Source organism: Pelomonas margarita, assembly GCF_043555875.1.
In the GTDB taxonomy this organism is placed as follows: Bacteria; Pseudomonadota; Gammaproteobacteria; order Burkholderiales; family Burkholderiaceae_C; genus Pelomonas; species Pelomonas margarita.
Genome location: NZ_JBIGHW010000006.1, coordinates 221,446 through 238,035 on the forward strand (window position 1 = coordinate 221,446; position 16,590 = coordinate 238,035).

Annotated in this window: 1 protein-coding gene (only partly in view); it reads right to left on the minus strand. The window is 69.6% G+C overall.

The window, feature by feature from the left end; all coding sequences use genetic code 11:
• Window positions 1–16,539 carry the start of an LEPR-XLL domain-containing protein gene (locus ACG0Z3_RS13225; RefSeq protein WP_394398082.1) on the minus strand. Its footprint begins 22,308 nt before the window's first position, so 16,539 of the gene's 38,847 nt are visible here — the first part of the coding sequence; it begins with the start codon at window positions 16,537–16,539; its stop codon lies beyond the left edge, outside the window.
• Window positions 16,540–16,590 lie beyond the last annotated feature (51 nt).

The following is a 16,590-nucleotide window of genomic DNA, read 5'->3' on the forward strand; positions in this document are numbered from 1 at the left end:
CGCCTCGCGGCTGAGTTCGCCGAAGGGCGTGTAGTCGCCCACCGCCACCGGCGTGGCCGCGCCGAGGGCGAGATCGTTGCCGGTCAGCAGCGCGCGCAGATCGGCGTTCAGCGTGCCGGCGGCCAGCCCTTGCAGGATGGCGTTGACTGCCGCCGTGTCGGCCGTGCGGGCCAGCACGACACCGGGCAGGCGGTCGAAGTAGTCGGCCAGCGTGCTGGTGACCTCGCCGACGTTGAACACGGCACTCGCGGCCGTGGTGATGGCGCCGCCCAGCAGCAGCTCGCCCGGCGAGTTGATCTCGACGCGCGTGCCGGTGCCAGTCAGCAGCGGCGTGCGGCCATCGGCCGCATAGCTAGCACCACCCAGCACGGCGCTGCCGCTGAGCAGGTGCACCTTCTGGCCGCCATTCAGGCTGACCAACGAGCCGCCCTGCGACGCGACGACGCTGCCACCCTCCACCAGCGCCAGCCGCGCGCCGGCCTCGATGCGCAGAGTGGAATTAGCGGCCTTGGCTTCCACATAGCTGCCCAGCACGATGGCGCCGCTGCCGCGCAGCGTCAGCGCGCCGCCGGCCTGGGCCACGCTGATCTCGGCGCCCTGACTGCCGGAGATGCTGGTGGGGCCGTCGCCGTGGCTGACAAAGGCGCCGACGCCGGTGCTGGACAGCACGCTCAGGCTCAGGCTGGCCTGCGCGCGCAGCCAGCCGGACAGCACGGCCTGCTCGGCCACGTTGAGCGTGATCGTCTGCGCCGCGATGCCCGAGCGCGGCGCGCCCTCGGGGTCGTTGACGTTCTGGCGGCGCACCTCCAGCAGGCGCGCGTCGACGGTCATCGCCTCGCTGGACTGCACATCGCCCTGCACGATGACCCAGTCGGCCTGCAACTGCGCGACATCCTCCAGGCGCGCTGAGAAGGTCTTGTCGTAGACGCTGCCGTTGCTCAGGTCGCCCACGCGCATCATGACGCCGACCGCGCGGTGGCCGATGTCGATCAGCGCGTAGCCGTTGGCCAGCGCGGAAAAGTCGCGCTCGCTGAGTTCCATCGCGCCGGTCAGGCCGTAGGAGCGGTCGTTGCCATACTCGCTCTGGCCGGCGCTGCCGAGGCGGTAGTGCTGGTCGGCCGCGTGCGTGCGCACCGTCAGGCGGCCGCTGCCGATGACGCTGTCGTTGCCGGCGCGCAGGTCGATGTCGTCGGCGATAAGGCGCAACTCGCGGCCAGCGCCACCAGCCAGGATGCGGCCGCTGACATGGTCCAGCAGCGCCTCGCGGCCGGCCAGGTCGACGTCGATGCCGCCGGCCAGTGACACCAGGCCGCCTGCAGCGCGGCCATCGGCCACCAGCTGAAGGCCGTCGGCCTCGCGGACGACGATGTCTGCGGTGTCGGCGCCGGCCGTGCCGCGGTTCAGCACCGACAGCTGGGCCAGCTCGGTGTTCAGCACGCCGCGCACCCCGCTGGCGCCCACGCTGAACAGACCCTCGGGCGCAACCAGGCGCGCGTTGGTCACGTCCAGCACGCCGGCGGCCTCGATGACCAGGCCGGTGCGGCCCCAGCTGGCGCCGCCCGGGTTGGACAGCACGGTGGCCGTCGCGTTCTGGTCGGTCAGCTCGATACGTTCCAGGCTGTCGTTGAAGACGAGGTGGCGGCTGCCGGCCGAGGCGGCGATCAGCAGCTCATGGTCTCGCAGTTGCAGCGGCGCGTTGCTCGTGAACGGCGCGACGACGACGCGGTCAGTGCCGGCGCCGGCATTGAGCATCAGCTTGCCGCCGGCCACAGCGATGCGGATCAGGTCGTCGCCTGCGCCGCCGTCGACAATGTTCTCGCCGGCGCCGAGGGTGATCAGGTCGTTGCCGCCATTGCCCCAGATGCGGTTGTTGCCCGCGCCCATGTCGACGATGTCGGCACCGTCGCCGCCGACGAACTTGTCGTCGCCGTCGCCGCCCAGGAACTGCAGGCCGCTGGCCGGGCCGCCGGAGAACTCGTCCTTGCCGGCGCCGCCGCGCACCAGGCTGCCGGCCGCGCCGCCCATGATGACGAAGGCGTCGTTGCCCAGCCCGCCGTCGATGTCCAGCAGCGCCGTGACGCTGTGGCCAACGTAGAGGCTGTCATTGCCCTTGCCGCCGGTGTAGACGATGCGGCGCACGGCGCTGGCGGCGTAGCTGTCGGTCTCGCCCAGCGAGCGCACGGTGATGGTGCCGCCGTCCTGGTCGACGCTGAAGGCCTCGTTGGTGATGTCGTCGTACAGCGAGCCGCTTCCGTAGCGGCCGGAGGCGTCGCCGGCGTGCAAGTACAGCGTGCCGTCGGCGGCCAGGTGGCTGATGTCGGGCGGCGCGCCGAAGCTCCACTTGTAGCTGCCGCCGACCGAGATGCCCATCACGCGCACGCGCGCCGCCACGTAGGCTGCGGCCGGCGTGATGTCGATCTGCGCGTCGAAGCCAGCAATCGTGAAGTCGATGCTGCCGAAGATGCCGAGGTCGATCTCGAAGTCCAGCGAGCCATGCGCCTCGGCGAAGAAACGCGGCCGGCTGGACAGCAGCACGCTCATGCCGGCATTGAAGTGCAACGGGCCGAGGTGGATGTCGATCTCGGCGCTGCCGCGCACTTCCCACTGGCCGTCGCTGGAGATGAAGCCGCCGACGTTGACCTGCAGCGCATTGAAGAAGTTCAGCCTGCCGCTGTATTCGAGCTTGAAGACCTCGTTGACGATGCTGATGCGACCGCCGAAGTCGATGTCGAAGGCCAGCAGCTTCAGCGAGCCGGCGAGTGACAGGTCGAACATCGTGCTGCCGGCGATGGTGTGGCCGGACAGCGTCGTGTACGCGTTGCTGCTGGTGTTGATCTGCAGCGTCGCGTTGGCCTTCACGTTCAGCACCGAGATGCCGAACTCCAGTTGCGTCTGCACGCGCAGCGCGAAGAACGGCGTGTTGCCGGCGTCCACGCCAAAGGCGGCATCCAGCGCGAAGGCCATCTCGCCGAAGTCGCCCAGGTCCAGCGTGACGTTGCCGCTGGCCTGCAGGCCGCGCTGGTCGATCAGCAGGTCCATGCCGCCTTCCAGCGAGATGGGACCGACGTTGATGGACGCGGCACCGCTGAGCCGCAGCATCTGCGGCTGCAGCGTGACGATGACGGGCTGGCCCTGCGCGTTGTAGACGTTGCCGTTGGCATCGCGGCCGCGCACCTGCTGGCTCTGCGCCGTAGTGTTGATCTGCAGCAGGAAGCTGCCGGTGACGTCGAAGATGCCGCCGCCGTCGATGATCTTGGACTCGGCGCCGCTGCCGCCCACTTCGAGGCTGCCGTAGATACCGCCCGAGACGATGCCCAGCGTGCCGGTGACCTGCAGCGGCTCCAGCACCGGCAGGTCCAGCACGGCGGACACGGCCAGCTCCACGCCGCTGGTGGAGATGATGACGCTGAAGTCGCCGCGCAGGTCCAGCAGGCCGCTGAGCAGGTTCAGCGAGCCGTTGCCGGTCAGCGCCATGTAGGGGCCGGTCCAGTTGGGCTTGCCCGGCGGCGTGGCGGCGATGGTGTAGACGGGGAAGTCGACCTTGTCGAGGAACTCGTCCGGCACCTCGTAGACGATCTCCTGGCCGAAGCTGTTCATCGTCAGCTCGAGCTCGGCATCCAGCCGCGCGACGGGGCCGAGGTCGAGGTTGCGGCTGAGGCTGAGCCGCATCGCGATGCCGTCGCGGATGACGAGCAGGCCTGTCGCGTGCGTCGTGAACAGTGGCGCGCTGGACGGGCCCACGCGGGCCTGCACATCGACGAACACCGAAATTCCCTGCGACGCGCTGGCGCGCACGTCGAACACGCCGGTCATGTTGACCAGGCCAAACACGTCGATCTCGGCCTCGCCAAACAGGCGCAGGAACTGCTCGTTGTAGAGCAGCACAATGGGCTCGTCGGGGTTGCCGGTCTCGATCGCATAGCCTGGCGACACCAGGCCGGCGCTGTTCTTCCAACTGGCGCGCGAGAAGTCGATGACGGTGAAATTGCCCGTCAGGCTGACGCCGCCGCCCAGCGTGACGGCGCCCGAGGCGCTGTCCTGCGTGAACTGTGATGTGCCGATCTGGATGCGCACGCCGGTGTTGAGCTCCAGCGCCAGGTTGTCGGCGCGGAAGGTCACGTCGGGCACGCCCACCAGCCCGATGCTGGTGACCTGCGCGTTGGCCGCCAGGTACACGCCCACCGACGCGCCCTGCGCCGTGATGACCAGCTCCTTGGCGACGATGAGGCCGACATCCAGGTCTTCGATGGCGAAGCCCACGGCCGAGGTGTCGGGGCTGTCGGCCTCGTTGATGCGGCCGTCGCCGTTGCTGTCGCGCCAGTAGCCGCCGACGCCGATGAAGCCGTAGCCGTCGTTGATGCCGATGGCCAGCGTGGTGACGGTGGTTTCCTCGCCGTTGTCCAGCGTCACGCGCTCGGAGCCGCGCTTGGTGAAGGCCATCGACGCCGAGATCTGCACAAAACCGGCCAGGTTGATGGCGGCGTAGCCGACCTTGGCCTGCACCAGGTCGCCGGTGAAGTCGAGGAAGACGCTGTTGCCACCGCCGGCCGGCAGCGCGAAGCCGGCCCGGTCGATGACGCCGTTGCGGTTGCGATCCTCGCCGGTGTCGAGCTGGCCGTTGCCGTTGGCGTCCTCGGTGTAGTCCTTGAACGACGGGCTGAGCTGGTAGTTGATGGCCGGCGGGCCGAACAGCTGGATGGCCGCCTGCACCGGCGCGGGCAGCGCCGGCACGTAGAAGGTGTTGATGTTGACTTCGACGTCCTCGGCCCGCACGTCCAGCAGGTTGCGGTCGATGCCCACGAGGCCGGCCTGGCCTACCGAGGCCTTGGCCGACACGAAGCGCGGCGAGTACTGCTCCAGGCCGGGGATGAACTTGCCGATGGCCGGCGTCATGATGGCCAGGCCGAAGTCCACGTCGTCCAGCGCGATGCCGACCGCGCCGTCGTTGATGTTGTCGGGCAGGCCGTCGTTGTTGGCGTCGGGGCCGTAGCGGTAGGGGCCGCCGACACCGGCAAAGCCGGTCAGGTTGGCGCCGCCCAGCGTCATGGCCGAGACCTGCAGCGGCAGGCTGTCGCCATTGACGCCCAGGCTTTCGAGCAGCGGGCGCAGGCCGCCCATGTCGACGGCGACGTTGAACACGTCGCCCTGGCGGAAGGCCAGCGAGCCGCGCAGGAACAGGAAGTCCGCGACGGCGATCTCGGCCAGGCCGATGTCCAGGCCGATGAGGTCGTTGCCGCGCAGCGTCAGCCGCACCGGCGTACCACCGGTCTTGATCTCGTAGCCGACGCGTGTGACGCCGCCGGTATCGACGGTGCGGATGCTGGAATAGTCCGCCGTCGAGCGCATGACGCCGCCGAACAGCTTGCCGCCGTTCTGCACCTCCAGCGTCACGTTGCTGGCGCGAATGGTCAGGATGTCTCCGAAGCCGTAGGTGCCGATCTGGTCGGCGTGCAGCTGCAGCGACAGGAAATTCTGCGCGTTGAAGAAGCTCGGCAGGTCGGCCTTGAAGTAACCCAGGCCCAGGTCGACGTCCTGCAGGCCGAAGCCGATCAGGCCGTCCTGCTCGGACAGCGGGCGCGCGAAGTCCGGATCGCCCACACCGATGAAGACGTTGACGTCCGACGCGCCGAAGCTCAAGCCCTTGAAAGTGACGTTGGACAGGCGCGAGTAGTCGGCCGACAAGCCGCCCAGCGCGCGCAGCCCGTCAAGAATCATCGAGGCCTGGCCAGCCGGGAGCAGGTTCTCGATCAGCGACAGCTCGGCCGGCAGGCCGGTGTACATGTCGGCGGTGAAGGTCTCACCGAGGTTGAGCTTGAAGTCGCCGTGGATGTGGACGAAGTTGCCGATGTTCAGGCTCAGGTCCGGCAGCTCGACGGAGCCGAACAGCGTCAGGCCCAGGCTGGGATCAAAGCCGATGGACAGTTCCAGGTTCTTCAGGAAGCCCAGAGCGCCGTCGAGGAAGTCGAAGCCCGGCAGCTTGTCCGGCAGGAAGCTGGTGAGCTTCTTCAGGCTGATGGTCGGAATCAGCAGGCCGGTGGACGGCAGCTCGAAATCGAAGTCGAAGCTGGTGCTGATCGAGAACAGGTCGAACAGGCCCAGCGTCGCGGACATCGCGATGCTCAGCGAGTTGCTGTCGTAGTCGATCAGGAAGGCCTGCGGGTCGCTGCCGATGGGGATGGCCAGGCCGCCGCCGGCCATCTTGCTGAAGTCCACGTAGGCGCTGGGCACCGGGTACCTGCCCAGGAAGGCACCGTTGAAGCCCAGCCGCACATCGGTGGCCTGCAACGTCAGGAAGGGGTCGGTGCCCACCAGGCCTGCCAGGCCGGCCGTGGCGCTGAGCGCATAGAACTTGCCCGGCAGCGTGATGCCAGCGCCGGGCGTGGGCGTCAGCATCGCGAGCGCGAAGTCCAGGCTGTCGATGGCGAAGCCGATGGCGTCGTCGTTGGGCGTGTCGCCGGCGTCGATGACGCCGTCGCCGTTGGTATCGCGGCGGTAGGGGCCGTTGATGCCGGCGAAGGCGTTGACGTTCTTGCCGGCGACCACCAGCACCTCGGCCGGCACATCCAGGTTCAGGCCGACGGCGTTGAAGTTGACGCTGTCGACCGTCTGCTTCTGGAAGGTGAAGCCACCGGACAGGCTGACGATGCCGGCCACGCTGGCGCGCGCCTGGCCCACCGTGGCGCTGACGACGCGGTTGCTGGCATCCAGCGTGATGGGCGTGCCGCCGGTGGCAATGGCGTGGCCACCACCGGCCGCAAAGTCGATGATGTACAGCGGGTTGCTGCTGGTGTTGATGTCGACCAGCGCGTCGTTCAGCGAGAACTCGATGAACTGGTCGAAGCCGACGAAGGCTATCTGCGCGGCCGAGGCCTTCAGCGCCGTGAACTTGGTGCCGGCGACGACGTTGGCCGCCGGGTTCAGCACATCGGGCAGCGCCTTGTACAGGCCCAGCGCGAAGTCGAAGTCGTCGACGACCAGGCCGATGGCGTCGGGGTTGCTGCCGTTGCCGCCCACGCCGATGAAGGCGTTCACGTCGTTGGCGCCGATCTCGATGGCGCGCATCTTCACGTCGGGGATGCTGGCACCCAGCGGGCCCTTGACGGTCAGGCGCGTGTCGTCGGCCTTGCGGAAGGCGACATCGCCCTCGATGTGGACAAACTGGCTGATGGTCAGCCGCGCGTCGCTGAGGCTGGCGGCGATGACGTGGCCGGACATGTCCAGCACGACCGGATCGCCACCGGTGGGCACGTTGAAGCCCATGCTGCCGCCGGCCGTGAAGTCGATGGGCCGGGCGACGCCGCTGGCCGTGTTGACCTCGATGTCGATGGCCTGGGCGGACAGCTCGAAATCGCTGGGGTTGAAGCCGTAGACGCCGACGGCATCGGCATGCGCCTTCAGCGCCGTGTACTTGATGCCACCGGCGTCCCTGGCCATCAGCAGGCCCAGGTCCACGCCCTCGACGCCCAGGCCGTACAGCGCGCCGGCCTGGTCCTGGAAGCGGCGCGTGCGGTCCAGGCCGCCGTCGGCATAGCCGACGAAGATGTCGACATTGCTCGCGCCGACCGTGAAGCCGCGCAGCGGGTTGACAGGCGTGCCGACCGGCAGACCCAGCGTGTTGCGCAGGCCGGTGAAGCTGGCCTTCTGGAACGCAAAGCTGCCCTGGATGAGGACGAAGTCGGAGATCGCCAGCGTGGCCTGCGCGACCGACAGCATCAGCCGCTCGCCGGCGAAGTCCAGCGTGACCGGGTCGGCGCCGGTGGGCAGGTCCAGCGCGCGGCTGCCAGCGAAGTTCAGCGGCGTGACGAGGCCGCCGACGCCTGGCGTCGCGGTGTTGAACTCGATGTGGACATCGCTGGCAGCGAGCGTGAAGTCATTCGCGTCCACGCCATAGACGGACACGTTGCTGGCATCGGCCCGCAGTGCCTGGTAGGCCTTGCCGGCCTGATCCTTCACGCTGAGGTAGCCGAAGCTCAGGCTCTGCACGCCGAAGCCGTACAGGTTGCCGGCCTGCTCGGCGAAGGGCTTGCTCGCGTCGATGCCGCCGTCCGCGTAGCCGACGAAGGCGTCGATGCCGCTGCCGGCGATGCTGAAGCCCTTGGCGCCCAGCACAGGCACGAGGCCGCTGCCGGCGCGCAGCGTGTTGCCGAAGTCCGCCTTCTGGAAGCCTATGGCGCCGCGGAAGTAGATGAAGTCCGAGACCTTGAGCACCGCCTCGCGGGCGAACACGCCAATGCGGTCACCGCCACGGAAGTCCAGCGCGATGGCGCCGGTGGACCCTAGCGCCAGGCCACCGGCACCGAAGCTGCGCACGAAGTCGATGCTGCGGCCCTGCGCGTCGGCGCGGTTGATCTCCAGCTGCAGGTCGCTGGCGCTGAGCTCGAAGTCGTTCGGGTCGAAGCCGAACACCGCCACATTGGCCAGGTTGGCCTTGGCGGCCGTGTAGGACTGGCCACCGGCCTTGGCGATGAGCAGGCCGAAGTCCGCGCTGCTGACACCGAAACCGTAGAGGTTGGCGGCCTGCTCGGCCGGGGTCTTGCTGGTGTCGAAGCCGCCGTCTGCATACCCGATGAAGACGCTGACGCCCTGCCCCGTGATGGCCAGCATGGACGTCGCCGTGACCGGCTGCGCCACGCCCGAGGCCGTGGCCAGCATGAGGGGCGCGGCGGGCGTGTACTTCTCGAAGCCGATGCGGCCCGACAGGTAGGCGAAGTCGAACAGCTGCAGCGTGATGTCGCCCTCGACGCGCACCAGCTCGCCGGCAGCACCGTCGATGTCGATGTCCACCGTCTGGCCCGGGCCGATGGGCACGGTCAGCGGAGCGGCGGAGAAGTCGATGACACGGTCATTGGCGCGGCTGGCCTGGTTCAGCTCGACGGTCAGGTTGCGGATGGTCGGCAGCAGGTCCGACAGGCCCACAAAGCCGGCAGCCGTCGCGTTGGCCTGCAACGCCGTCCACTTGCGGGCCGGCTCGGCCGACGAGCTGATCAGCGCCAGCGCGAGGTCGATGCCGGCGATCTGCAGGCCGGTCGCGTCTGCCGTGCCGCCGTTGACCCCGGCGAACACGGTGACGTTGTCCATGCCGAAGCTCAGCACGTCCACCGCCAGCGTCTGCGCCGGCAGCGCGCGCGTGGGCGCCAACGTCACGGTGGTGCTGCGCTTCTCGACGGCAAAGCCGCCGCTGACCTGCACGAAACCGAAGGCGTCCAGCGTCAGGTTGCCGGTGGCCGTCAGCAGGGGGCCGTTGGCGCCCGCCATGTCGAAGGTGATGCCGCTGGCAGGGCCAGTGGCGACGGTCATGGTCGTGGCGCCCGCCGCGTAGTCGACGATGGCCGGCTTGGCGCCGGCGGGCACGACCTGGCCGGCCCGGTTGATCTGCACATTCAGGTCGTTGGCCTGAATGGTCAGGCCGTCGGGCATGCCGACCAGCGCCACCTGCTGCGCGGTGGCCTGCAACGAGGTCCACTTGCGCGCCGCGCCGCCCACCTCGGTGACCAGCGCCACGCCGAAGTCGGCGCCGGTCATATCCAGGCCGGTCTGGTCGGCCGTGCCGCCGTTGACGCCGACGAAGGCGCGCACATTGCTGGCACCGATGGTCAGCAGCCGCGCGTTGACGGTGGCCGGCGCGGCGGTCTGCACGCCCTGCGCGTTGGTGGCCGCAGACAACGTGACGGCCTGGTCGCGCTGCTCGATGGCGAAGCCGCCGCTGACCTGGAAGAAGCCGAAGGCATCGAGCGTCAGGTTGCCGGCAGCCTTCAGCACCTTGCCTTCGCTGCCCGCCATGTCCAGCGTCAGCATGTTGCCGGGGCCGGTGGCCACGACGAGGTTTTGCGCCGCGTAGTCGACGACCTTGTCGCCCAGCTGCTTGGCCTGGTTGATGCGCAGCGACAGGTCGTTGCCGCTCAGCGTGAAGCCATCGATACCGACCAGGCCCACGCTGCCGGCGCTGGCCTGCAGGCTGGTCCAGCTGCGCGCCGGCGCGGCCTTGCTGCTCTGCAGGGCCAGCGCGAATTCGAGGTTGGTGAGCTGCAGGCCGGTGCCGCCGCTGGCGCCAGCGAAGCCGTTGATGCCCGCGCCGCCAACGGTCATCAGGCGGGTCTGCACGGTGGAGCCGTCAGCCAGCACGACGGACGAGTCCTTGCTCTCGATCGCAAAACCGCCGCTGACCTGCACGAAGCCGAAGGCGTCGAGCTGCAGGTCGCCGCTGGCTTTCAGCACCTTGCCTTCGCTGCCGGCAAGACTGAGCGTCAGCGTGTCGGCCGGGCCGGTGGCAACCGTCAGGCTCTGCGCCGCGTAGTCGGCCACGCTGTCGTTGAGCTGCTTGGCCTGGTTGATCTGGATGGCGAGGTTGTTGCCAGCCAGCGTGAGGCCATCGATGCCCACCAGCGCCACGCTGCCGACGCTGGCCTGCAGCGTCGTCCAGCCCCGCGCCGGGACGGCCTTGCTGCTCTGCAGCGCCAGCGCGAACTCGGCGCCCGTCAGCTCCAGGCCCAGCCGGTCGGCCGAGGCGCCGTTATTGCCCGCAAAGCCGTTGATGTTGCTGCCGCCCACCGTCAGCAGGCGCGTTTCCACGGTCGTGCCATCGGCCAGCACGACGGACGAATCCTTGCTCTCGATGGCGAAGTTGCCAGCCAACTGCACAAAGCCGAAGGCATCCAGCGTCAGCGTGCCGCTGGCCTTGAGCATGCGGCCGTCGGCACCGGCCATGTCCAGCGTCAGCGTGTTGCCGGGGCCGGTGGCGACGACGAGGTTCTGCGCTGCGTAGTCCGCAACGGCGTCGTTGAGCTGCTTGGCCTGATTGAGCTTGATCGACAGGTTGGTGCCCGCCAGTGTCAAGCCGTCGATTCCCACCAGCGCCACACTGCCGACAGAGGCCTGCAGGCTGGTCCAGCTGCGGGCCGGCGCGGCCTTGCTGCTTTGCAGCGCGAGCGCGAACTCGGCGTTGGTCAGCTCCAGGCCCAGGCGATCAGCCGAGTTGCCGTTGTTGCCGGCAAAGCCGTTGATGCCCGAGCCGCCGACGGTCAGCAGGCGGGTCTGCACGACCTCGCCGCCGGCCAGCGTGACGGAAGCGTCCTTGCTCTCGATGGCAAAGCCACCGCTGAGCTGCACAAAGCCGAAGGCATCCAGCGCCAGATTGCCACTGGCCTTGAGGATCTTGCCCTCGGAACCGGCCATGTCCAGCGTCAGCGTATTGCCGGGGCCGGTGGCAACGACGAGGTTCTGCGCGGCGTAATCCGCAACGGCGTCGTTGAGCTGCTTGGCTTGGTTGACCTGGATGCTGAGGTTGCTGCCCGCCAGCGTCAGGCCGTTGATGCCCACCAGCGCCACGCTGCCGACCGAGGCCTGCAGGCTGGTCCAGCTGCGCGTGGGCGCGGCGGTGGACGAATGCAGCGCCAGCGCGAATTCGGCGTTGGTCAGCTCCAGGCCCAGGCGGTCAGCCGAGTTGCCGTTGTTGCCGGCAAAGCCGTTGATGCCCGAGCCGCCGACGGTCAGCAATCGGGTCTGCACGACCTCGCCGCCGGCCAGCGTGACCGAGGCGTCTTTGCTCTCGATGGCGAAGCCGCCGCTGAGCTGTACGAAGCCGAAGGCGTCCAGCGCCAGCACGCCACTCGCCTTCAGCACGCGGCCGTCGCTGCCGGCGAAGTCCAGCGTCAGCGTGTTGCCCGGCGCCGTGGCGACGACGAGGTTCTGCGCGGCGTAGTCAGCCACCGCATCACCGGCCTGCTTGGCCTGGTTGAGCTTCAGCGCGAGCTGACTGCCCGACAGCGTCAGGCCGTTGATGCCGACCAGCGCGACGCTGTCGACGCTGGCCTGCAGGCTGGTCCAGCTGCGTGCCGCGTTGGCCTTGTCGCTCTGCAGCGCGAGGGCGAATTCCGCATTTGTCAGGGCCAGGCCCACGCGGTCGGCGGAGCCGCCGTTGTTGCCGGCAAAGCCGTTGATGCCGGCGCCGCCGACGGTGAGCAGGCGTGTGTTGACGGTGGAGCCGTCGGCCAGCGTCAGCGTCGAATCCTTGCTCTCCAGCGCGAAGCCGCCGCTGAGCTGCACAAAGCCGAAGGCATCCAGCGCCAGCACGCCGCTGGCCTTCAACACCTGGCCTTCGGCGCCGGACAGATCCAGCGTGCGCGTGCCGGACGGGCCGGTGGCGACGACGAGGTTCTGCGCGGCGTAGTCGACGACCTTGTCGCCCACCTGCTTGGCCTGGTTCAGCTGCAGCGACAGGTTGGTGCCGGACAGCGTCAGGCCGCTGATGCCCACCAGGCCCACGCTGGCGACGTTGGCCTGCAGCGTCGTCCAACTGCGCGTCGGCGTGGCGGTGGACGACTGCAGCGCCAGCGCGAAGTCGGCGCCGCTCAGCGCCAGGCCCAGGCGGTCGGAGGAGTTGCCGTTGTTGCCCGCGAAGCCGTTGATGCCCGAGCCACCGACGGTCAGCAGGCGGGTGGCGACGGTGCTGCCATCGGCCAGCACCACCGACGAATCCTTGCTCTCGATCGCGAAGCCACCAGACAGCTGCACGAAGCCGAAGGCGTCCAGCGCCAGGTTGCCGCTGGCCTTCAGCACGCGGCCGTCGCTGCCGGCGAAATCCAGCGTCAGCGTGTTGCCGGGCGCCGTGGCGACGATGAGGTTCTGCGCGGCGTAGTCGGCCACCGCATCGCCGGCCTGCTTGGCCTGGTTGAGCTTCAAGGCGAGCTGGCTGCCGGCCAGCGTGAGGCCGTTGATGCCCACCAGCGCGACACTGTCGACGCTGGCCTGCAGGCTGGTCCAGCTGCGCGCCGGGGCAGCCTTACTGGACTGCAGCGCCAGCGCGAACTCGGCGCCCGTCAGCGAAAGGCCCACGCGGTCGGCCGAGTTGCCGTTATTGCCGGCAAAGCCGCTGATGCCTGCGCCGCCCACCGTCAGCAGGCGCGTGGCGACGGTGCTGCCGTCCGCCAGCGTCAGCGTCGAATCCTTGCTCTCCAGCGTGAAGCCACCAGCCAGCTGCACGAAGCCGAAGGCGTCCAGGCTCAGCGTGCCGCTGGCGCGCAGCAGCTCGCCGTCGGCGCCCGACATCGCCAGCGTGCGCGAGGTGCCGCTGCCGGTCGCGACGACGAGGTTCTGGCCCGCGTAGTTGGCGACCGCATCGTTCAGCTGTCCGGCCTGGTTGATGGCCACGGCCAGGTTGCTACCCGTCAGCGTCAGGCCGCTGACGCCCACCAGCGCCACGCTGCCGACGCTGGCTTCCAGGCTGGTCCAGCTGCGCGCGGGCGTGGCCTGGCTGCTCTGCAGGGCCAGCGCGAAGTCGAGGTTGGTGAGCTCCAGGCCCAGGCGGTCGGCCGAGGCGCCGTTGTTGCCGGCAAAGCCGTTGATGCCGCTGCCGCCCACGGTCAGCAGGCGCGTGGCGACGGTGCTGCCGTCGGCCAGCAGCACCGTGCCGTCGCGGCGCTCAATGGCCAGGCTGCCGCTGGTGGAGAAGAAGTCGAACACGCCCAGCGACAGCGTGCCGCTGGCGCGCAGCAGCTCGCCGGCACTGCCGGCCATGTTGAGCGTGATGGGCGTGGCACCGGTGGCCACCGTCAGCGCGGTGGCGCCGTAGTCGACAACCGCGTCGCCAACGCCGCTGGCCTGGTTCAGCGAGACGGCCAGGTTGCTGCCGGTCAGCGTGACGCCGTCGACGCCGACCAGCCCCACCGAGCCGGCCGCGGCCTGCAGGCTGGTCCAGCTGCGCGCGGCGTTGTTGCGGTCAGACAACATCGCCAGCGCGAAGTCCAGGCCGGTCAGGTTCAGGCCCATCGCGCTGGCCTGGCCGGCGTTCATGCCGGCGAAGCCGCTGACGCCGGCCGCGCCGACGCTCAGCAGGCGGGTCTGCACCACCTCGCCACCGGCCAGCGTGACGGCCTGGTCGCTGCGCGTGACGGCCAGGCTGCCACTCAGGCGCACGAACTCGTAGAGGTCGAAGGTCAGCGTGCCAGCGGCCTGCATCAGGCGGCCGCGCGAGCCTTCCATGCTCAGCGTGATCGGCGTGGCGCCGGTGGCCACGCTCAGCGCCGTGCGGCCGGTGCCGTAATCGACGACAGCATCGGCCGCGCTGCGGGCCGTGTTGATGTGCACCGACAGGTTGCTGCCGCTCAGCGTGACGCCGGGCAGGCCGTTCAGGCTCACCGAGGTGGCGCTGGCCTGCAGGCTGGTCCAGCCGCGCGTGGCGTCGTTGCGCACGCTCATCAGCGCCAGCGCGAAGTCCACGCCGGCCAGCGCCAGGCCCGGGCCACCGGGGATGCCGGCGTTGGCCGTCAGGCCGCTGGCGCCCAGCAGCAGGCGGTCCACCGTAACGCCGGCGGTGGCTTCGTCGACGCCGGCGGTCGCGGTGTTGTCGGCCGCCAGCAGCACGGTGGCCGTGCTGCGCTCCAGCGCGAAGTTGCCGCTGACGTTGAAGAACTCGCCGATGGTCAGGTTGGCGCCGCTGAGGCTGACCTGCTGCAGGCCAGCCGCAAAGCCGCTGCCAAAGCTGTAGCTGGCATTGCCCACGGCCAGTGCGCGGCCGCTGGCGTCGGCGCCGCTGGCGTTCCAGCGCACCGCGACCGAGCTGGCGCTGGCCGACACATCGCTGCCCAGCTGCAGGAAGGGAGAGCCGCTGGATTCGACGAGGTCCACGCCGCTGCCGTCGGCCTTCATCGCCAGCGCCACCGTGGCGCCGGTGACACCGGCCTTGAAGCTGCCCGCCACCAGCTGCACGCCGGCATTGGCCGCGATGATGGCCATGCCGCCGGTGTTGGCATCGCGACCGAAAGCGTAGTCGCCGCTGAGGCTGAAGGTATCGGCAAGCGTGGCGCTCAAGCCGCGGATGTCGACGGCCGGCGTGCTGCTAGTCGGCATCGTGCCGAAGGTGTGGGTGATGCCGCCGGCGGCCAGCGAGCGGCCGGTCTGGTCGGTGCCGGTGAGGTTCAGGCGCAGCAGCGCCGACGTGGCCGACACGTTGGCGAAGCCGCCGCCGGACAGGTGGAAGCCACCGCTGACTTCCAGCGCCAGGCCACTGCCTGTCGTCATGACGGCGCCGAACGCGCCACCGGTGACGCCGGCCGAGAAGCTGCCGGTCGTCAGGCGCGCCTCGATGCTGTCGCCCAGCGCCACCAGCTCGCCGGCCGACACCGCCAGGCCGAAGGTCCCGCTCAGCGTGACCGGGCCGTAGCTGAACAGGCCCGAGCCGCTCATGGACGCGAAATTGCCCAGCGCGCCGTCGCCGTCGAACGTGAAGGTGGTGCCGTCCACCAGCAGGCTCTGCGCCTGCGCGGACAGGTTGATGCCGGACACGTTGGTCTGGCCGTTCAGCTGGCCCAGGCCGCGGCTGATTTCCAGCTGCAGATTGCTGGCCGCCAGCGTCAGGTCGCTGACGCCCTGCAGCCCGATGCTGCCGGCCGAGCCCTCGGCCAGCAGCCAGCCGGCGGCGTTGGCGCCCTGGCCGTCGAGGATGACGATGGCCGCGTCGATCTGGCCGAACGTGAGGCCGGGCTTGGTCGCGTCATTCGCGTCCAGGCCCAGGTAGCCGGCGCCGTTGGCCAGGCCGATCTTCCAGACGTCGTAGGTGTGCGGGCCGGTGCCGTCGTTGAAGGACAGGCCCTGCGTGTAGCTGGCCGCCAGCGAGCCCGACAGCTTGACGCCCTGACCCAGGTCCAGCGACGCGTTGCTGATCGTGTAGCCGATGTTGCGGGCGAAGTAGCTCGCGTTGAACCACTCGCCGGCCTGGTCGGCCAGCGCGTCGCCCTGCGCGCCGGCGGCGCTGTAGAGCAGGTTGACGACGAAGGCGCTGGGCTCATCCAGCCGGTGCGTGACCAGCTTCAGCTCCTTGGCCGCGGCGTCGTGCTGGATCTCGAAGAACAGGCCGTTGCCCAGGCTGACCAGGCCCTGGCCTTCGGCGAACTTGCCGGTCAGCGTCGTGCCGTAGGTCAGGAAGGTGAAGGTCTGGCCGTCGGTGGGCGTGGCGCCGTTGATGAGGCTGAGCTTGAGCGTGCCGTCCAGCGACACGGCGCCCGAGACGTTGAGGCGGTCGGACGCGCTGCCGTCGATCTCGACCTCGAAGATGTCGGCAGCCACCAGGGTGAGGTCGGCCGCGGTGCTGGTGGTGGCCGCGCCGCCACCGCCCGGGTTGACGACTGCCATCGCCTGCATGGTCGGGCCGCTGCTGACGCTGAAGTCCGCCGGGTCGTTGGCGGCGGCGTCCATCGCCATCGTGCCGGCCATGAAGCCGCTGGCGGTCTGCGCGTAGCCGGCATCGAAGGCGCGCGCATCAACCGCGAAGGTCTCGCTGCCTGTTGACGACGCCGACGTGTCGCCCGGCCACTGCTGCCAGCCGTCGGGCAGGCTGGCATGCGCCTCCTGGCCGGGGTGCAGGGCCAGCGCGTCGGCGGGGTCATAGGCGCCGTCCAGCGTCGTGGCGTAGGGGTCGGTCGGCTGCATGACGACCGCATGCGCGGCGCCCAGCACCGGGTCGGCGGACAGCAGCACGCGCGGCTCCAGCGCCTCCAGCTTGTAGGCGTCGCGCATGGCGCGCGCCAGGCGGGCAAGACCTGTCACCGACGCACCTCAGCCCAGGTGCCGGCCATGGCAAGGGCGTCAGAGGCGTGG